This window comes from Microbacterium enclense (genome assembly GCF_004022425.1).
GTDB classification, from domain to species: Bacteria; Actinomycetota; Actinomycetes; order Actinomycetales; family Microbacteriaceae; genus Microbacterium; species Microbacterium enclense_A.
This window is the reverse complement of record NZ_RBZY01000023.1, coordinates 24,606-41,856: the sequence shown is the minus strand read 5'-3', so window position 1 is coordinate 41,856 and position 17,251 is coordinate 24,606. Positions and strand designations below refer to the sequence as shown.

The 17,251-nt window shown below is 70.7% G+C and carries 20 protein-coding genes; 16 read left to right on the top strand and 4 right to left on the bottom strand.

The features are described 5' to 3' along the window. Nucleotides 1-123 precede the first annotated feature (123 nt). From rpmB to D8Y23_RS07930, 5 genes are all read left to right on the top strand, one after another. A complete protein-coding gene (gene rpmB, locus D8Y23_RS07950) occupies nucleotides 124-360 on the top strand; it encodes a 50S ribosomal protein L28 (protein ID WP_013584774.1) in 237 nt (78 codons plus the stop codon). After that, a complete protein-coding gene (gene rpmG, locus D8Y23_RS07945; RefSeq protein WP_013584775.1) occupies nucleotides 360-530 on the top strand; it encodes a 50S ribosomal protein L33 in 171 nt (56 codons plus the stop codon). The genes rpmB and rpmG overlap by 1 nt, the downstream gene beginning before the upstream one ends. 2 nt (nucleotides 531-532) lie before the next feature. Continuing rightward, nucleotides 533-838 carry a 30S ribosomal protein S14 gene (gene rpsN, locus D8Y23_RS07940; protein ID WP_022878196.1) on the top strand — a complete coding sequence of 102 codons (306 nt, stop codon included), beginning with the start codon at nucleotides 533-535 and terminating at the stop codon, nucleotides 836-838. 273 nt (nucleotides 839-1,111) lie between these two features. Then, nucleotides 1,112-1,399: an HU family DNA-binding protein gene (locus tag D8Y23_RS07935; RefSeq protein ID WP_022878194.1), complete on the top strand. Its 288-nt coding sequence runs from the start codon at nucleotides 1,112-1,114 to the stop codon at nucleotides 1,397-1,399. Between the two features lie 77 nt (nucleotides 1,400-1,476). Continuing rightward, on the top strand, nucleotides 1,477-3,474 hold the full coding sequence (locus D8Y23_RS07930; protein WP_128217618.1) for a cytochrome c oxidase assembly protein: 1,998 nt from the start codon (nucleotides 1,477-1,479) through the stop codon (nucleotides 3,472-3,474). Nucleotides 3,475-3,481: 7 nt separating this feature from the next. Here D8Y23_RS07930 and D8Y23_RS07925 read toward each other — a convergent pair whose 3' ends face one another. Then, the gene (locus tag D8Y23_RS07925; RefSeq protein ID WP_128217617.1) at nucleotides 3,482-4,564 is read right to left on the bottom strand and encodes a hypothetical protein; all 1,083 of its coding nucleotides are present in this window, start codon (nucleotides 4,562-4,564) and stop codon (nucleotides 3,482-3,484) included. Between the two features lie 46 nt (nucleotides 4,565-4,610). Beyond that, nucleotides 4,611-5,459: an NAD(P)/FAD-dependent oxidoreductase gene (locus D8Y23_RS07920; protein ID WP_128217616.1), complete on the bottom strand. Its 849-nt coding sequence runs from the start codon at nucleotides 5,457-5,459 to the stop codon at nucleotides 4,611-4,613. 51 nt (nucleotides 5,460-5,510) lie between these two features. Here D8Y23_RS07920 and D8Y23_RS07915 point away from each other — a divergent pair, with 51 nt between their 5' ends. The 6 genes from D8Y23_RS07915 (at nucleotide 5,511) to corA (ending at nucleotide 11,120) form a co-directional block, all read left to right on the top strand. Beyond that, a complete protein-coding gene (locus D8Y23_RS07915) occupies nucleotides 5,511-5,972 on the top strand; it encodes a MerR family transcriptional regulator (RefSeq protein WP_128217615.1) in 462 nt (153 codons plus the stop codon). Nucleotides 5,973-5,976: 4 nt separating this feature from the next. Beyond that, entirely contained in the window at nucleotides 5,977-7,350 is a 1,374-nt protein-coding gene (locus tag D8Y23_RS07910) for an ATP-dependent DNA helicase (RefSeq protein WP_128217614.1), read from the top strand. A gap of 191 nt (nucleotides 7,351-7,541) precedes the next feature. Continuing rightward, nucleotides 7,542-8,780, top strand: coding sequence for a serine hydrolase domain-containing protein (locus tag D8Y23_RS07905; protein ID WP_128217613.1), 1,239 nt, complete (start codon nucleotides 7,542-7,544; stop codon nucleotides 8,778-8,780). A gap of 19 nt (nucleotides 8,781-8,799) precedes the next feature. Further along, entirely contained in the window at nucleotides 8,800-9,669 is an 870-nt protein-coding gene (locus tag D8Y23_RS07900) for an EamA family transporter (protein ID WP_128217612.1), read from the top strand. Between the two features lie 73 nt (nucleotides 9,670-9,742). Further along, a complete protein-coding gene (locus D8Y23_RS07895; RefSeq protein WP_128217611.1) occupies nucleotides 9,743-10,075 on the top strand; it encodes a DUF3140 domain-containing protein in 333 nt (110 codons plus the stop codon). 46 nt (nucleotides 10,076-10,121) lie between these two features. After that, a complete protein-coding gene (gene corA / locus D8Y23_RS07890) occupies nucleotides 10,122-11,120 on the top strand; it encodes a magnesium/cobalt transporter CorA (RefSeq protein WP_128217610.1) in 999 nt (332 codons plus the stop codon). Between the two features lie 81 nt (nucleotides 11,121-11,201). Here corA and D8Y23_RS07885 read toward each other — a convergent pair whose 3' ends face one another. Next, nucleotides 11,202-12,386 carry a 4-hydroxybenzoate 3-monooxygenase gene (locus D8Y23_RS07885; RefSeq protein ID WP_128217609.1) on the bottom strand — a complete coding sequence of 395 codons (1,185 nt, stop codon included), beginning with the start codon at nucleotides 12,384-12,386 and terminating at the stop codon, nucleotides 11,202-11,204. A 107-nt stretch (nucleotides 12,387-12,493) separates the two neighbouring features. Continuing rightward, nucleotides 12,494-13,246: an IclR family transcriptional regulator gene (locus tag D8Y23_RS07880; RefSeq protein WP_128217608.1), complete on the bottom strand. Its 753-nt coding sequence runs from the start codon at nucleotides 13,244-13,246 to the stop codon at nucleotides 12,494-12,496. Nucleotides 13,247-13,337: 91 nt separating this feature from the next. Between D8Y23_RS07880 and pcaH the strand changes: the two genes are divergently transcribed. Genes pcaH through pcaC form a run of 5 tightly spaced genes read left to right on the top strand, consistent with a single transcriptional unit; the run spans nucleotide 13,338 to nucleotide 17,163 of the window. Continuing rightward, nucleotides 13,338-14,150, top strand: coding sequence for a protocatechuate 3,4-dioxygenase subunit beta (gene pcaH, locus D8Y23_RS07875; RefSeq protein WP_128217607.1), 813 nt, complete (start codon nucleotides 13,338-13,340; stop codon nucleotides 14,148-14,150). Next, the gene (gene pcaG / locus D8Y23_RS07870; RefSeq protein WP_205796945.1) at nucleotides 14,147-14,704 is read left to right on the top strand and encodes a protocatechuate 3,4-dioxygenase subunit alpha; all 558 of its coding nucleotides are present in this window, start codon (nucleotides 14,147-14,149) and stop codon (nucleotides 14,702-14,704) included. Before pcaH ends, pcaG begins: the two co-directional genes overlap by 4 nt. Beyond that, entirely contained in the window at nucleotides 14,694-16,019 is a 1,326-nt protein-coding gene (locus D8Y23_RS07865) for a lyase family protein (RefSeq protein WP_128217606.1), read from the top strand. The genes pcaG and D8Y23_RS07865 overlap by 11 nt, the downstream gene beginning before the upstream one ends. Further along, nucleotides 16,016-16,783: an alpha/beta fold hydrolase gene (locus D8Y23_RS07860; RefSeq protein ID WP_128217605.1), complete on the top strand. Its 768-nt coding sequence runs from the start codon at nucleotides 16,016-16,018 to the stop codon at nucleotides 16,781-16,783. Before D8Y23_RS07865 ends, D8Y23_RS07860 begins: the two co-directional genes overlap by 4 nt. Next, the gene (gene pcaC / locus D8Y23_RS07855) at nucleotides 16,783-17,163 is read left to right on the top strand and encodes a 4-carboxymuconolactone decarboxylase (protein WP_128217604.1); all 381 of its coding nucleotides are present in this window, start codon (nucleotides 16,783-16,785) and stop codon (nucleotides 17,161-17,163) included. The genes D8Y23_RS07860 and pcaC overlap by 1 nt, the downstream gene beginning before the upstream one ends. Nucleotides 17,164-17,251 lie beyond the last annotated feature (88 nt).

Here is a 17,251-nt window from a genome sequence, read left to right as displayed (position 1 = left end):
ACTCCAGCACGCAGTACGTACCCCTTCTTCCGGTCCCGGCCTCGTGCTGTGCCCGGAACGGGGTGCAGACAAGGGATCTTGGGTGGCACCGTCCGGTGTCACGGTACAGAAGGAGACATCACCATGGCAGCAGTGTGCCAGGTGACTGGAGCGGTTCCCGGCTTCGGTCACAACATCTCGCACTCGCACCGCCGGACGAAGCGCCGCTTCGACCCGAACGTGCAGAAGAAGACCTACTTCGTTCCGTCGCTGGGTCGCAACATCAAGCTCAACGTTTCGGCGAAGGGCATCAAGGTCATCGACGCGCGCGGTATCGAAGCCGTCGTCCGTGACCTGCAGGCGAAGGGCGTGAAGCTGTAATGGCGAAGAAGGCTCAGGACGTCCGTCCGATCATCAAGCTGCGTTCGACCGCCGGCACGGGGTACACCTACGTGACGCGCAAGAACCGCCGCAACAACCCCGACCGCATCGTGCTCAAGAAGTACGACCCCGTGGTCCGCAAGCACGTCGACTTCCGAGAGGAGCGCTAAGCATGGCTAAGAAGAGCAAGATCGCGCGCAACGAGCAGCGCAAGGTCGTCGTCGAGCGCTACGCCGCGAAGCGCGCCGAGCTGAAGAAGACCCTGGTCGACCCGAACGCGACCGACGAGGCCCGCGAGGCCGCCCGCGTGGGCCTGCAGAAGCTGCCCCGCAACGCGTCGCCCGCTCGCGTGCGCAGCCGCGACGTCATCGACGGCCGCCCCCGTGGCGTGCTGACGAAGTTCGGCGTCTCGCGTGTCCGCTTCCGCGACATGGCGCACCGTGGCGAGCTGCCCGGCGTGACCAAGTCGTCCTGGTAAGCACCAGAACCACCGCGAAGGGCGGGCGTCCCGAGAGGGACTCCCGCCCTTCGTCGTTTCCCGGCCCGGTGAGCGTGTCTCTTTCGCCACAAGAGCCCCTTCGGTCACACCAGACGCACGACACGCCGCCGTTTCCCGGGCGAAATCGCGGAGAATCCGCGTAATTCCGCGGTTCGGTTGATACTGTCGAGGCGGTCTCCCGACCACCGAGGAGAATCCCTCCTCGTCCGAAGTAACGAGAGGCGACACGACCGTCGCCTGGAGGACAACCACATGGCCGACAAGTCCATCACCAAGACCGAGCTCGTCGCGAGCATCGCCAGCGCGACCGGGCAGAGCCAGTCCGCCGTGTCGAGCGTGCTCGACTCCCTCTTCTCCACCGTCTCCGAGGCGGTCGCCAAGGGCAGCAAGGTCTCGATCCCCGGCTGGATCGCGTTCGAGCAGGTCGCCACGTCGGCTCGCACCGGTCGCAACCCCCAGACGGGCGAGGAGATCTCCATCCCCGCGGGTAAGCGCGTCAAGGTCACCGCCGGCTCGAAGCTGAAGGCCGCCGTCAAGTAAGACGACTCAGACCTGTGAGAGGGGGGATGCCAATGGCATCCCCCCTCTTGTGTTCCCCCGCGACGTAGGCTTGGGGGGTGAACCCCCGAGCCCTGCGCGTGGCCGGACCCGTCCTCCTGATCGTGGTCTCGGCGATCTGCGTCATCGCGGGCCTTGCCTACGGCGGCGGAGCCGCGCCGACGCTGCTGGCCGACCCCGGTCCTTTCGTCCGCTGGGGACTCCCGGTCGCGACCCTCGCCGTCAATCTCTCGGCGGCGACGATGGTGGGCTCGCTCGTCCTGGCGCTGTTCGCGCTGCCCGCCGGGGAGCGGCCGTTCGAGATCGCCCTGGACACGGCATCTATCGGCGCGGCCGTGTTCACCGTGTCGGCCGCGGCCACGGGGTTCCTGACGTTCCTCAACGTCATCAACGCGACTCCGACGCTCGACCCCCTCTTCGGTCAACAGCTGGGGCGCTTCCTCGTCGAGACCGAGGTCGGCCCGGCCTGGCTCCTGACCACGATCGCCGGTGCCGTCCTGACCGTGCTCACGTTCGCCGTGCGCACCTGGATTCCGACGCTGCTCGTCGCCATCCTCGCGCTGGCCTCGCTGATCCCGATGGGGACGCAGGGCCACGCCGGGACCGAGGCGAGCCACACGGCCGCCGTCACCTCTCTCGTGCTCCACATCCTCGCCGCGGCGGTGTGGCTCGGTGGCCTCGTGCTGCTCGTGGTCGTCCGCCCCGCGATGAACCGCGCTCAGCTGCAGACGACGCTGCTGCGGTACTCCTCGATCGCCCTCGTCTCCTTCATCGTCGTGGCCGTGTCGGGCACGGTGCGCGCGTCGATCGGCCTCGTCGGGTGGCAGAACCTCCTCTCGCCCTACGGCATCCTCGTGCTCGTCAAGGTCACGGCGCTGGTCGCAATGGGTGTGCTCGGCGCCTGGTACCGCCGCCGCCTGATCGCCCGCATGGGAGACGACGACGGTTCGCGGCGGTTCTGGGGCGTCATCCTGCTGGAGCTGGTGTTCATGGGTGTCGCGAGCGGCGTCGCCGTGGCGCTGGCCCGCACGCCCCCGCCCGCCGCCGATCTGCCGCTGATCGGCACGACTCCCGCCGAGGTGCTGACGGGCTCGCCGTTGCCGCCGGAGTTCACGATCGACCGCTGGTTCACCGCGTGGGACGTCGATCTGCTGTGGGCGTTCGTCGCCGCCTTCGGCCTGTTCTTCTACCTCGCCGGGGCGTGGCGCCTGCACCGTCGCGGCGACGCGTGGCCGATCCACCGCACCGTGCTGTGGTCGCTCGGCATGCTCTCGGTGTTCTGGGTGACGTCCGGTCCGCTGAACGTGTATCAGGACTACCTGTTCAGCGTGCACATGATCGAGCACATGCTGCTGTCGATGGCGATCCCGCTGCTGCTCGTGGCGGGCGCTCCCGTCACTCTCGCGGCGCGCGCGATCCGCAAGCGCGACGACGGGTCGCGCGGCGGTCGTGAATGGATCCTCTGGGCCGTGCACAACCCGGTCGCGACGGTCCTCACCAATCCGTTCGTCGCGGCGGGCCTGTTCATCGGGTCGCTGTGGGCGTTCTACTACACCGACCTGTTCCGGTGGTCGCTGTACGACCACGTCGGCCACATCTGGATGGTGGCGCACTTCCTCATCACCGGGTACCTGTTCGTCCTCAGCCTCATCGGCACCGACCCGGTTCCCTTCCGGTTGCCCTACCCGGGGCGGCTTCTCATCCTGATCGTCGTCATGGCGATGCACGCGTTCTTCGGTATCGCGATCATGATGAACTCCGGGCTCATGGCGGCCGAGTGGTTCGGAGCGATGGGGCGGACCTGGGGCGCGACCCCGCTGGAAGACCAGTACACCGGCGGCGGTGTGGCGTGGAGCGTGGGCGAGATCCCGACGCTGATCCTCGCGATCGCCGTGGCGATCCAGTGGAGTCGCAGCGACGAGCGGCAGCAGCGCCGACGCGACCGCCACGTCGACCGCGTCGGCGACGTCGAGCTCGACGAGTACAACGCCGAACTGCAGCGGATGGCCGAGCGCGACGCCCGCGTGGCCGAGCGCGCGGCCACAAAGGGTCGCTGACGCGGGATCAGTCCACGCGCCCGCCGACGGCGATGGATGCCGAGCCATCCGGCTGCACGGTGATCTGACCGTCCACGGTGAAGCGCACCTCTTCTTCGACGGTGCGGACGGAGCCGTCGAAGATCGATCGGATGTCGACCTCGATGCGGGCGACGGCCGGCGCGGACGGAATCCGCCACCCCGCTCCGTCGGGAACCACGCTGACGGTCGGCTGCTCCACGATCGACCAGGTCGGCGCATCGTCGATGCGGTTGCGGACCGTGAAGCCGAACGGGCATCCGGTCGGCTGCAGCACCTTCTGCTCGGCGCACGCGGTGAGGAAGTCCTCGACCCGCTGCTGCACGACGGAGACGAACTCCTCCGTAGGGTCGGCCTGCACGTCGACCGGGACGTTCGTGAGGGGAGAGTCGGCCAGGATGGCGACCCCGGGTGTCGCCGAGATCGCCGTGTCGACGGCGACCGAGTACAACCCCGGCGAGAAGACCAGGAGCGGCAGGGCCGCGGTGGGGTCGGCATCCACCCCGTCGATCGACACCTGACGTTTGTCGACCTCGAAGCCGTTGACCGAGAACCGCATCGACCCGCGCACGGTGAGATCGACGACGGCGAGCGGACTCACGTCGAAACGCCAGCGCGGGACGACACCGGTCCACCCGTCCTGTCGGATGGCGAACCTGGTGCGGCCGTTGTAGCCACCTGCACGGTACTCGACGGTGACGTGCGTGACGTCGGCGTCGACGGCTTCGTCCGTGACTCGCGCGTCGGTGATCGGTTGCAGCGCCGAGGTGCGCAGCAGGGCCTCGGATGCCGTGGCGGGCAGGCCCGCCGCTTCGAGTTCGGCCGAGTCCACCGCGACGCCGGGAACGGCGAGGGCTTCGGCGGCGCGACGGTCCTCCAGCAGCTCGAGATAGTGCAGGACGAACGCGCCCGGGCTGTACAGCTCGCGGTACGCGGCCGCCGCTCCGGCGCCCAGCGCGGCGAGGAGCAGCAGGCCCATGACGCCCAGGATCGTCAGGTCGCGCGCGAGCCGGCGCGGTCGCGTCGGGGCAGCACCCGTAGGCGCTGCCGGGCCCCCGTCCGTCGCGTGCACCTCCCCAGTCTAGGAAAGGCACCTGCGCGGAAGCGGAATGCGACGGTCACGGTGTGGTCTCGTACGCCGCCGCGAGGGTCTGCACGATGGCGACCGCGGCCAGCTGTCCGGCGCCGATCGCCGCCGCGAGCGTCGACATGGGGCCGGGGAAGTGGTCGGGCTGGGCCATGTCGCCCGCCGCGAAGACGCGCTCCACGCTGGTGCGGCCGAAGGGGTCGACGCGGACGGCGCCCGATTCCTGTACGTCGAGCCCCAGCTGCGCCGCGAAGGGCGCCCGCTGCCGCGAGACCGGTGCGACGAAGGCCCCGGCGACGTCGATCGTCTCGCCGTCATCGAGGGTGAGCCGCAGCCCGTCCTCCGCGTCGTCCACGCGGACCACGGCGGCCGGGTCGAGCACGAGAACGTCGGATGCCACGGGTGCGAGCATCCCTCTCAGCTTCGCCGCGTGGGGCGACGCGTTCAGTACCGCGACCGGGCGCCCCGCGAACTCGTGCCCGTGGCAGAACGGGCAGTTGGCGACGCGGTTGCCCCAGTGCTCCGCCACGCCGGGGATGGGCGGGAGGTCGTCGGCGAGACCGGTCGCCAGCACCAGGTAGTCGGCGCGGAGCTCTTCGCCGGCGACCTCGACCCGCACGCCGTCGGGGTTCGCCGCGACCCCGGAGACCATGGCATCCCGTACCTCCACCGTCGCGTAGGCGGCGAGCTCGGCGCGTCCTCGGCGGCGCAGATCGGCCGGGGCGACCCCGTCGTTGCCGAGCAGGTTGTGGGCGTGATCGACGGTGGCGTTGCGGTACTCGCCGGAGTCCAGCAGGAGGGTGCGGCGGTGCATGCGCCCGAGGGTGAGGGCGGCCTGAAGGCCCGCGGGCCCGCCGCCGATGATGATGGCCTCGTACATGACGGGCTCCTCTCGTTTGCGTTCGCGATCATCTTGTGACTTCATGTCGACATGAAGTCAAACGGCGAGACGATCGGCGATGCGGCCGCCCGGTTCGGGCTCGAGACCCACGTCCTGCGGCACTGGGAGGACCAGGGTCTTCTCCGCCCCGCCCGCGACGCCGCCGGCCGGCGGCTGTTCGGTGAGGACGACCTCGTCCGCATCGCGGTGATCCTCCGCAACAAGGCGGCGGGCATGTCGCTCGACCAGATCCGCGTGCTCCTCGACGAGGACGCGCCGGACCGGCATCGCGTCCTCGAGGAGCACGTCGCCGAACTCGATCGCCGGGCCGCTGACATCACTCAGGCCCGGGCGATGACGGAGCATGCTCTCCGCTGCCGGGCGCACGACATCACCGAGTGTCCGCGGTTCCGGAGCCACATCGAGGACGTCCTGTCCGGACAGGCCCGCTGGCTCGTCGTCCACACCGAGCCGCCCGTTCCCGCGCCCGGCACGCCGCGCGAACTAGCATGAACCGGTGACCACGCCACCCCTCTCGGCCGAACAGCAGGCGCTGTTCCGGCTGATCGAGGACACGCGCGAGCACGTCTTCGTCACCGGGCGAGCCGGCACCGGCAAGTCGACGCTCCTGCAGCACCTGGCGTGGAACACGAAGAAGCAGATCGCCGTGTGCGCGCCCACGGGAGTCGCCGCGCTCAACGTCGAGGGGCAGACGATCCACTCGCTGTTCCGCCTGCCGATCGGGCTGATCGCGAACGGCGACATCGAGCAGAACGACGCGACCCGCAAGATCCTCAACGCCATCGACACGCTCGTCATCGACGAGATCTCGATGGTGAACGCCGACCTGATGGATGCCATCGACCGCTCGCTCCGCCAGGCCCGCGGACGCCGTGCCGAACCCTTCGGCGGCACCCAGATCGTCATGTTCGGCGACCCATATCAGCTCGCGCCGGTGCCGCCGCGCGGTGACGAGGCGCGCTACATCCGCGATCACTACCGCTCGTTCTGGTTCTTCGACGCGAAGGTGTGGTCGGGGGAGACATCGGGCGACGGTCTCATCGACATCGGCCGACACGGCGCCGACCTCCACGTCAACGAGCTCGTCGAGATCCACCGGCAGTCGGACCCGGGCTTCAAGACCCTGCTGAACGCCGTGCGCTACGGACGCGTGACCGCCGACATGGCGGGGGTCCTCAACGCCGCGGGAGCGCGCACCCCGCCGCACCCCGACGACGGCGAGCATCCGATCATCACCCTCGCGACGCGCAACGACCGCGTGAACGAGATCAACCGTCGTCACCTCGAAGAACTCGTCGGCCGCACGCAGACGGCGAACGCCGAGATCTCGGGCGACTTCGGGCGCGGGGAGGCCAACTATCCGGCCGAGCTCGAGCTGACGCTCAAGATCGGCGCACAGGTGATGTTCCTGCGCAACGACGGAGCGCAATTCGGCGAGGCTCCCCGGTGGGTCAACGGCACGATCGGCACCGTCACGCGCATCGCGGGCGACAGCGTGCGCGTCGAGGTCGACGGGGTGGAGCACGATGTCGAGCCGGCCGTCTGGGAGCGCTATCGCTACGCCTACGACCCCGGGACGAAGAACCTCTCTCGCGAGATCGTCGCCGAGTTCACGCAGTTCCCCCTGCGGCTCGCGTGGGCCGTGACCATCCACAAGTCGCAGGGGAAGACCTATGACCGCGCGGTCGTCGACCTCGGCGCGGGGGCGTTCGCGCCGGGGCAGACGTATGTCGCGCTCAGCCGCCTGACCTCCCTGGACGGCCTCTACCTTTCGCGGCCGCTCCGCCCCAGCGACATCCGCGTCGACGAGGACGTCCGGCGTTTCATGAAGCAGTCGTGGCTCGGCCGGCAGCAGGCCGCGCAGGCCTGAGACGCGGCGTCGTCCCCCCGCGACTCGCGCCCCGCAACGCGCAGCCAACCGTGATGCAGACGTGACTCCGCGAGGGCGCAAGCCGGGGCTCCGATAGTTCGGCGTGTGTTTAGATTCTTCGAGCGCTTGCTTCGTCGTGCGCGGTATTCCTGGGGGTGGACATGCGGGGTTGGCGCCGATCGGCGGCCGCGATGGTCGCAGGAGCCAGCATCATCGCCGTCGCCCTCTCCGGGTGCACGCCCCAGATCTCGGCATCCATCGATGTTCCCGAGCAGGTGGACGGCGCGCTGCCGGACGACACGATCACGCAGTTGCAGGATGCCGTGACCTCCGCGATGACGCTCACCGGCTCGACCGGCGCCATCGTGGGCGTCTGGGCGCCGTGGAGCGGCTCGTGGGTATCGGGTCTCGGGACGCAAGGGCCGGGCGGCGCCGAGGTGACCGCCGACATGGGCTTCCGCGCGGCGGATGTCACCCGCGCGATGACCTGCGACATCGTCTACGAGCTCGCCGCCGAAGAGACCTTCTCGCTCGACGATCCCATCACGACGTGGGTCAGCGGCCTTCCGGGCTTCGACGACATCACACTGCGCCAGCTGTGCGACGGGACCTCCGGACTCGGCAGCTACCAGCCACTCCTCGAGAACCAGGTGCTCAGCAACCCCACTCGAGCGTGGAACGACCGCGAACTCCTGGCCTACGGCATCGCGAGTCCGCGCCTGAACGCTCCCGGCGTCGCCTACGGCAATGCCGATACGAACTACCTCATCGCCGGCCTCGCCGTCGAACGCGCCACGGGCGAACGGCTCTCCGACCTCATCGCCGAGCGCGTCGCCGGCCCCCTCGGCCTCGAGGCGACGTCGCTGCCCGGACCGGCCGCGGCGCCGCCGTCCGCCAACGCGCTCACCGGTTACTGGTCGCGACCCAACCCCGAGGGCATCTGGAACTGCACCGACCCCGGCGACTACACCGTGACGTCCGCCAGCTTCGGCGCGGGCGATTCCGGCGTCGTCACCGACATCACCGACCTCGGTCGCTACGCACAGGCCCTCGCGACCGGTGCCCTGCTTCCCGACGACAACGACCGCTTCGCCGCGCCGCTTCCCACGTACGGCGAGGCGCCGACCTGGTTCACCGCGACCGGCGGGGCGTATCAGGCGGGGTCGCTGATCGGCCAGTTCGGTTCCGTGCCCGGGTACATCGTGGGAGCGTTCGCCGATCCGTCCACCGGTATGTCGGTCGCGGTCGTGCTGAACAACTCCGGCGGCAGCGAAGCCGTCGGCGCCTGGCTCGCCTGGGAGCTCGCCGCGATCGCGTCGAAGGCCCCCGCCGCCGATGGCCGCACGATCCCCGAAGCGGGACTGCCGTGGACAGCGCAGCAGATGCGCGACAACATCGGCACCGTCGCCATCTGCCCTCCCGCGCAGTGATCGCCGGCGCGGCCGCGCGATGAGCGCGTCCTCTCGCCGAGGTCCCGCTGCGGCTCTGGTGCTCGTCGGCCTCGCGTGCCAGGAGGTCGGCGCATCGTTCGCGGTCATGCTGTTCCCGGAGACCGGGCCGCTCGGCATCGTGATGCTGCGCCTGGTGTTCTCGGCGCTCCTGCTGCTGGCGATCGCCCGACCGCGGCTGCGCGGTCACACGGCGGGCGCGTGGCGCTCAGTGGTGTGGTTCGGGGTGGTGCTGGCATCCATGAACGGGCTGTTCTACCTCGCGCTGGAGCGGCTCCCGCTGGGGGTCACGGTCACGATCGAGGTGCTCGGCCCGCTCACGCTCTCGATCCTCACGGCGTCCGGCCTCGCGCGGTGGCTGTGGGCCGGTCTCGCGCTGGCGGGCGTGGTGGCGCTGGGCGCGGGCGGATGGGACCGACTCGACGCGCTCGGCGTGCTGTTCGCGCTCGCCGCGGCCGTGAGCTGGGCGCTGTACATCCTGGCTTCGGCGCGAGTGGGGCGGGAGTTCCCGCGGCTCGACGGGCTCGCGCTGGCGATGACCGTCGGAGCCGTGATCGCGCTGCCGTTCGGAATCACGCAGGCCGGAGGGGTGCTGCTGCGGCCGGAGATCCTCGCTCTCGGGGCGGCGGTGGCGCTGCTGTCGTCCACGGTCCCGTACGCCCTCGAGCTCATCGCCCTGCGGCGGCTGCCGGCGTCGGCTTTCGCGATCATGATGAGCCTCGGGCCCGCAACGGCGTCTCTCGCGGGCTTCCTGCTGCTCGGTCAGCACCTGTCGTGGCTCGAGATCGCGGGGATCGCGCTCGTCATCGGCGCGAGCATCGGCGCGGTGACGGCCGTCTCGCGGCGCCCCGCGATCGAACCCGTCGGCTGAGGAGCGGATGCCACGTCCCGCCGCTGCACGCAAAGGCTGCATCGAGCGTACGGGCGCGGACGAGGATGGCCGCATGGACGACGACGACGAGCAGACCCGCGCCGATTTCGGCGATGCGGTGAACATGACCGCCGGTGAGCTGAAGGACTGGCTCGACACCGACGACTCGAAGGCCGTGGGGCAGAAGGACGGCGGGGGTGAATCGACCGGTCACCGAAGTGGTCGGCGGATCGTCGAGATCCTCGGGAAGAAGAAGGCCGACCTCACGGACGCCGATCTGGCGCACATGCGGAAGGTCGTCGGATACGTCCGCCGCCACGAGGCGCAGCGCCCGAAGGGCGACATCACCGACACCGACTGGCGCTTCTCGCTGATGAACTGGGGGCACGACCCGAAGAAGGACTGACCGCCACCGTCATCCTTCGTCCACCTCCCCGGGATACAACGGACACATGCCCATCATCGACAGCGCCGTGTACGTCGACGGCCATCGCATCGAGAACCCGGCGAGCCTCGACCAGACGTTCGAGTACATGGAAGCCCACGGGGGCATGGCCTGGATCGGACTCCTGCGTCCCTCGCCGGAGGAGCTCGAACGTGTCGCGGCGGAGTTCTCGCTGCATCCCCTCGCGGTCGAGGACGCGCTGGCCGGGCACCAGCGCTCCAAGCTCGAGCGGTACGGGGGCAATCTGTTCGCCGTTCTGCGACCGGCCCGCTACGACGACGCGACCGAGACCGTCGAGTTCGGGGAACTGCACGTGTTCGTCGGCTCGGACTACGTCGTGACGGTGCGGCATGCCGACGTGCCCGACCTGTCGCAGGTGCGCCACCGGTTGGAGGCGCAGCCCGAGCTTCTCGCGCGGGGTCCGGAGGCGGTGCTGTACGCGATCCTGGACGAGGTCGTCGACCAGTACGACCCCGTCGCCGCGGGGCTGCAGAACGACGTCGACGAGATCGAGGATCAGCTCTTCGGCACGACCGACGCCGAGCTGACGCAGCGCATCTACGAGCTCGCCCGCGAGGTCATCCACTTCCAGCGGGCGACCGAGCCCCTGCGCGACATGCTGCAGGCGCTGCTGCGCGGCGCCGACAAGTACGGCGTCGAGATCGAGTTGCAGCGGTCGCTGCGCGACGTCCTCGACCACGTGCTGCGGCAGTGCGACAAGCTCGGGTCGCTCCGCGCCATCCTCGACAACGCGCTCACGGTCAACGCCACCCTCGTCACGCAGCGGCAGACCGAGACCTCGCTCGAGCAGAACGAGCAGGTCAAGAAGATCTCGGGATGGGCCGCGATCCTCTTCGGGCCGTCGCTGGTCGGGGCGATCTACGGCATGAACTTCACGAATATGCCGGAGCTCGACTGGGTCTTCGGGTACCCGATGGCTCTGGGGCTCATGGCTGCGACATCATTCGGTCTCTGGCTGACGTTCAAGCGCAAGCACTGGCTCTGACCCGCGCTCCCGCCCACGCGTTCGCGTGAGTCGCCAAGATTTGTCGCTTCTCGGCGAGCCGAGGCGACAAATCTTGGCGACTCACCCGCTTGTCAGCGGCCAGCCGCAGTACGCCTCGGCCAAGTACGCCTGGCCGTGGCGCGACTCGACGACCCCTCGCAGTTCGCCGAGCTGACGGCGGCGGTCGAAGTCGGTGGCATCCGGGGCGACGTGCAGGAGGCTCGTCATCCACCACGAGAAGTGCTGCGCCTTCCAGATGCGGCGCAGCGCGCGCTCGGGGTACGTCTCGAGCGGGCGCGCGTCGCCGTCGAGGAGCAGCGCGCGCAGCGCGTCGGCGAGCAGCCGCACGTCGGCGACGGCGAGGTTCATGCCCTTCGCCCCCGTCGGCGGCACGGTGTGTGCCGCGTCGCCGACGAGCGCGACCCGGCCGCGGAGCAGTTCGTGGGCGACGAAGCTCCGAAACCTCAGGACGTCGCGCTGGAAGATGGGCCCCTCCTTCAGCGTCGTGCCGGGGACGCGCTTCTGCAGCTCGTCCCACAGCTGCGCCTCGGAGTACGCGGCGGTGTCGGTCCCGGGGTCGCACTGGAAGTACATCCGCTGCACGGTCGCCGACCGCTGGCTGATCAGCGCGAAGCCGTCGGGGGAGTTGCTGTAGATCAGCTCGTCCGCGCTCGGCGGGGCTTCGCACAGGATGCCGAACCAGGCGAACGGGTACTCGCGGAAGTAGCCGCCGGTGCTCGACCCCGTCACCGCGGCGCGGGCGACGCTGCGCGAGCCGTCGGATCCGACCACGAACTCCGCCTCGATCTCGAACGGCTGCCCCTCGGCGTCCCGGGCGATCACGCGCGGGCGGTCGGTCTCGGCATCCACGACGTTCTCCGCCGTGACGCCGAACCGCAGGTCCTGCCCGGCGGCGAGGCGTGCGGCGATGAGGTCCTTCAGCACCTCGTGCTGCGGGTACAGCCACACGGACCGGCCGACGAGCGAGGGGAAGTCGATGCGGTGCCCCTCGCCGGCGAAGCGCAGCTCGATCCCGTCGTGGCGGTGCCCCACGGTCCGCACGCGTGACGCGTCGCCCAGGGTGTCGAGCAGCTCGACGGTGCCCTGCTCCAGGATGCCGGCGCGGATCGTGCTCTCGATCTCGTCGCGCGAGCGCTGGTCGATGACGACCGACGGGATGCCGGCGGCATCCAGGAGGTGCGACAGCAGCAGCCCCGCAGGGCCGGCGCCGACGATCGCGACACGGGTGCGGACGGTGGGGGTCATGGCGTCTCCTTCGACGGGTACCCGCCCGATGCTCGCCCGGATCCCGACGCGCCACTGCCCCATTCCCGTTGAACGGGCAGGCTTCCCTCACGCGGGGTGAACCACTCTCAGCGCCGGTAGCCCAGTGCGCGCTCGGTGTCGCGGGCGGCGCGGTGCAGCTCGCCGAGGGCGAACTGCGTCTCGGCGTCGCGGGGGAGCACCACCGACAGCGCCGCGATGACGGCGCCGGTCTCGTCGCGCACGGGCACCGCGACGCCGGTCGACACCTCGTCGACGTATCCCGGGGCGATGACCCGGCCGAGGGTGCGGATCTCGGCGAGCGTCCGGCGGAGAACGGCGGGGTCGACGATCGTCGCTGGCGTCACGGGGGCGAGCGGGCGACTGAGCACGTGCTCCTGCAGGTCGTTCGGCGCGAACGCGAGCAGCACCAGCCCCGACGAGGACGCGTGCAGCGGCAACCGGCCCGCGACGCGCGTGATGTTCGCCCCCGAGTCGGGCGCGCTCAACCGCTCGAGGAACAGCGCCTCGTCCTGCTCGAGGATCGCGAGCTGCGTGTGCTCGCGCACGCGGACCTGCACCCGCTCCATGAACGGCAGCGCCGCCTGTCGCAGGCGCAGCGCGTGCGACGAGCGCGTCGCCAGCTCCCACAACCGCATGCCGACGCGCACCCTGCGCTCCTCGTCGCGTTCGAGGAGTCCGGCATCCACGAGTTCGTTCACGATGCGGTGCGCCGACGAACTCGGAAGGTCCGCGCGACGGCCGATCTCGGCGGTCGCCTGGGCGGTGCGCGTGGGGGTGAAGGTCTCGAGGATCCGCACCAGGCGATCGGTCACCGAGTCGCCGGAGGGGGAGTTGGCCATGGACTCAGGATGCCACGACTCCCATTCAGCGGGAACGCGATGGCGCGCTGGAGAGTGGATGCCGGAACATGGATCGGTCGAAGGAGACCCGATGTCCCGCACCCCCGCCGCTGCTCCCGAGTCGCTCCTCGCCGCCCCCGACCAGGCGACGCAGGAAGAGATCACTCGTGAGATCCAGGCCGCACATGCTGCGCTCGACGCCCGCGAGGCCGCGGGCGAGCAGCTCCCCGCGACCTCGTACGACTTCCCCGCCTACCGGTCGAGCGTGCTGCGCCACCCCACGAAGAACCCGAAGCTCGTCGACCCTGAGACCATCGAGCTGTTCTCGCCCGCGTTCGGGCAGCGCGACGTCGCCGCGATCGAATCGGACCTCACGCTGCAGCACGCCGGCGAGCCCCTCGGTGAGCGCCTGACCGTGCGCGGACGCCTGCTCGATTCGTGGGGACGGCCGCTCGCGGACCAGCTCATCGAGATCTGGCAGGCGAACTCCGCCGGCCGCTACATCCACCAGCGCGACCAGCACCCCGCCCCGCTCGACCCGAACTTCACCGGCGCGGGCCGCGCGATCACGAACGATGCCGGCGAGTACGCGTTCACGACGATCAAGCCCGGCCCCTACCCGTGGAAGAACCACCGGAACGCCTGGCGGCCCGCGCACATCCACTTCTCGGTGTTCGGCACGTCGTTCACGCAGCGCCTCGTGACGCAGATGTACTTCCCCGGCGACCCGCTGTTCGCGCTCGACCCGATCTACAACAGCATCCACCGGCAGAAGGACCGCGACGCCCTCGTCGGCGTCTACGACCACGCCCTCACCTCCCCCGAGTGGGCCACCGGCTACCGCTTCGACATCGTCGTCGACGGCCCCCACCAGACGTACTTCGAACAGGAGGGCGACGAATGATCCCCCCGAAGACCCACCGCCCGACCCCCGGACAGACGGTCGGTCCGTTCTTCGCGTACGGCCTGGAGTTCCCGAAGCAGCACGAGGTCGCGTTCCCGCACTCGCCCGGCGCGATCGTGCTCAGCGGCACCGTCTCCGACGGCGCGGGAGCCCCGATCCCCGACGCACTCGTCGAGATCTTCGCGGCGGATGCCGACGGCTCGGTGCCCCGCGCGCGCGGCGCGTTCCGCCGCGACGACCACACGTTCACCGGCTTCGGACGCGCTTTCACCGACGACGAGGGGCACTACGAGTTCTGGACCCGTGAGCCCGGGGGGTCGGCCGGGCGGCCCGGCTTCTTCGCCGCGATCGTGTTCGCGCGCGGGCTGCCGAACAAGCTGCACACCCGGATCTACGTCCCCGACGATGTCGCCGCTCTCGCCGCCGACCCGCTGCTGGCCTCGCTCGACGAGGACGAGCGCGCTAGCCTCGTGGCGACACGTACGCCCGACGGACACCTCCACCACGACATCTGGCTGCAGGGCGAGAAGGAGACGGTCTTCCTTGCCTTCTGACCCCTTCGACGCCGGGCTCCTCTCGCCGGCGACCGTCGGTCATGACGCCCTCGTCTCGGATCGGGCGTACCTCGATGCGCTCGTCCGGGCCGAGTGCGCGCTCGTCACGGCCTACGCCGATCGGGGCATCGCCCCCCGCGAGATCGCGGTCGCCGTGGATCACACGTTCGGCCTGGACGAGAAGTACGGCTCGCCCTCGCTGGGTATCGACCTCGGCGCGCTCGCGGCCGCGTCGGTGGCCGGCGGCAACCCGGTGATCCCGCTGGTCGGCGAGCTGAAGGGCCGCGTCCCCGCCGAGTGCCGCCCGTGGATCCACCGCGGGGCGACGAGCCAGGACATCCTCGACACCGCGACGATGATCGTCGCCCGCGCGGCTGTCGCGCAGGTGATCGCCTCCCTCACGCACACCGGGCAGTGGCTGCGGGCGCTCGCCGAGGCGCACGCCGACACCGTCGCCGCGGCCCGGACGCTCACGCAGCACGCCGTGCCCACGACGGTCGGTGCCCGCGCGGCGGCGTGGGAGCGTGGCATCCATCGTTCTGTGGCGCGGTTGGAGGCGCTGGTGTTCCCCGCGCAGCTCGGCGGCGCCGCGGGAACGCTGGCGTCGTTCGTCGAGATCACGGGATCGGTGGATGCCGCGGCCGCCCTGCCCGCGGCGTACGCCGAGGCTGCGGTACTCGACACCCCCGACGCGCCGTGGCACGTGACGCGCTGGCCGGTGACCGAGCTGGGCGACGCGCTCTCGCAGGCGATCGACGCGGTCGGTGCGTTCGCCTCCGACGTCGCGACCCTGAGCCGAACCGAGATCGGCGAGGTCGCCGAGGGCGCGGGCGGCGGGTCCTCGGCCATGCCGCAGAAGCAGAACCCGGCCGAAGCGGTGCTCATCCGCTCCGCCGCGATGCGCGCGCCGCAGCTGGCCGCGACGTTGCACCTGGCATCCGCTCTCGCCGTCGACGAACGCCCCGACGGGGCCTGGCACGCGGAGTGGCCGACGCTGCGCGAGCTGCTGCGCCTCGCACTCGGGGCGTCGTGGCACGCGTCGTCGCTCGCGGCGCACCTGCGGGTCGACACGGATGCCGTGGCCCGGAACCTCGCGCTCACCGGCGGCCGGATCGTCAGTGAGCGCCTGCGCGGCGTCCTGGTGCCGCTGATCGGGGCGGACCGCTTCGCGGCGCTCGTCGGCGGCGACGGCGACCTCGAGGAGGCGCTGCGCGCACTCCCCGAGACCCGCGACCTCGACCTCGACGCGCTGCTCGACCCGGCCGACTACGTCGGCCTCGCGCCGCGCCTGGCCCGCACGGAGGATCCCCGATGATCGCGCTCACCGCCCCCGTCGGCCCGGCCGGCGCGCCCCTCGTCGTGCTGGGGCCGTCGCTGGGTACCTCGACGATCCTGTGGGACGACGTCGTGCCGCTGTTGATCGACGACTACCGCGTGGCGGCCTGGGACCTCCCCGGCCACGGCGCGGGTCCTGTGGCGACGGGTGCGTTCACCGTCGCCGACCTCGCGGATGCCGTCGCGGCTGCCGTCCCCGACGAGACGTTCCTCTACGCCGGGGTCTCGCTCGGCGGCGCGACGGGCCTCGAGCTCGCGCTGCGCCACGGCCCCCGGCTGCGGGCCGCCGCGATCGTGGCATCCGGGGCTCAGCTGGGTGACCCGGAGTCGTGGGCCGATCGCGCCGAGCAGGCGCGGACGCAGAGCACCTCGAGCCTCATCATCGGGTCGGCGCAGCGGTGGTTCGCGCCCGAGTCGATGGCGCGTCGCCCCGAGCTGAGCGGGCGCCTGCTGCACGTCCTGCAGGACGCGGACGACGAGAGCTACGCCCGGTGCTGCGAGGCGCTCGCCGCGTACGACGTGCGGTCGTCGCTCGGGGAGATCGAGGTGCCGGTGCTCGCGGCGTGGGGGCGGTTCGACGCCGTCGCGCCGGAGGAGAAGGCCGTCGAGATCGCTTCGGGTGTGGCGAACGGGCGCGCGGTGCGCGTCGACGACGCCGGACACCTGCCGCCCGCGGAGCAGCCAGAGGCCGTGGCATCCGTTCTCCGCTCGTTCTTCGCCACCGTCTCGGGAGAGGACGCCTGATGGCCACCGACCAGGAACGCTACGACCAGGGCATGGCCGTGCGACGCGAGGTGCTGTCGGACGCCCACGTGGACCGCGCGACCGCCGCCGCGACCGGGCTCACCGCCGACTGGCAGGACTTCATCACGCGCGTGGCCTGGGGCGACGTCTGGTCGCGTCCGGGCCTGGACCGCCGTTCGCGCTCGGTCGCGGTGCTGAGTTCGCTCATCGCCCACGGCCACCACGAAGAGCTCGCGATGCACCTGCGCGCGGCTCTCCGCAACGGCCTGACGATCGACGAGATCCGCGAGGTCATCCTGCAGTCCGCGATCTACTCCGGCGTGCCGGCCGCGAACACGGCGTTCCGCATCGCGTCCGAGGTGTTCCGCTCGGAGGCGTGAGGGCGGTAGCGACCGGCCCAGGAACAGGGGATGCGACGGGAACAGGCCGTTTCACGCTGGATCTGCCTGTTCTCAGGCCATCCCCTGT

Excerpts from the sequence above, each read along its gene's own strand:
- rpmB (WP_013584774.1), top strand. The coding sequence starts at position 124 with ATGGCAGCAGTGTGCCAGGTGACTGGAGCGGTTCCCGGCTTCGGTCAC.
- rpmG (WP_013584775.1), top strand. The coding sequence starts at position 360 with ATGGCGAAGAAGGCTCAGGACGTCCGTCCGATCATCAAGCTGCGTTCG.
- rpsN (WP_022878196.1), top strand. The coding sequence starts at position 533 with ATGGCTAAGAAGAGCAAGATCGCGCGCAACGAGCAGCGCAAGGTCGTC.
- D8Y23_RS07935 (WP_022878194.1), top strand. The coding sequence starts at position 1,112 with ATGGCCGACAAGTCCATCACCAAGACCGAGCTCGTCGCGAGCATCGCC.
- D8Y23_RS07920 (WP_128217616.1), bottom strand. The coding sequence starts at position 5,459 with ATGTACGAGGCCATCATCATCGGCGGCGGGCCCGCGGGCCTTCAGGCC.
- D8Y23_RS07915 (WP_128217615.1), top strand. The coding sequence starts at position 5,511 with ATGAAGTCAAACGGCGAGACGATCGGCGATGCGGCCGCCCGGTTCGGG.
- D8Y23_RS07905 (WP_128217613.1), top strand. The coding sequence starts at position 7,542 with ATGGTCGCAGGAGCCAGCATCATCGCCGTCGCCCTCTCCGGGTGCACG.
- D8Y23_RS07900 (WP_128217612.1), top strand. The coding sequence starts at position 8,800 with ATGAGCGCGTCCTCTCGCCGAGGTCCCGCTGCGGCTCTGGTGCTCGTC.
- D8Y23_RS07895 (WP_128217611.1), top strand. The coding sequence starts at position 9,743 with ATGGACGACGACGACGAGCAGACCCGCGCCGATTTCGGCGATGCGGTG.
- corA (WP_128217610.1), top strand. The coding sequence starts at position 10,122 with ATGCCCATCATCGACAGCGCCGTGTACGTCGACGGCCATCGCATCGAG.
- D8Y23_RS07885 (WP_128217609.1), bottom strand. The coding sequence starts at position 12,386 with ATGACCCCCACCGTCCGCACCCGTGTCGCGATCGTCGGCGCCGGCCCT.
- D8Y23_RS07880 (WP_128217608.1), bottom strand. The coding sequence starts at position 13,246 with ATGGCCAACTCCCCCTCCGGCGACTCGGTGACCGATCGCCTGGTGCGG.
- pcaH (WP_128217607.1), top strand. The coding sequence starts at position 13,338 with ATGTCCCGCACCCCCGCCGCTGCTCCCGAGTCGCTCCTCGCCGCCCCC.
- pcaG (WP_205796945.1), top strand. The coding sequence starts at position 14,147 with ATGATCCCCCCGAAGACCCACCGCCCGACCCCCGGACAGACGGTCGGT.
- D8Y23_RS07860 (WP_128217605.1), top strand. The coding sequence starts at position 16,016 with ATGATCGCGCTCACCGCCCCCGTCGGCCCGGCCGGCGCGCCCCTCGTC.
- pcaC (WP_128217604.1), top strand. The coding sequence starts at position 16,783 with ATGGCCACCGACCAGGAACGCTACGACCAGGGCATGGCCGTGCGACGC.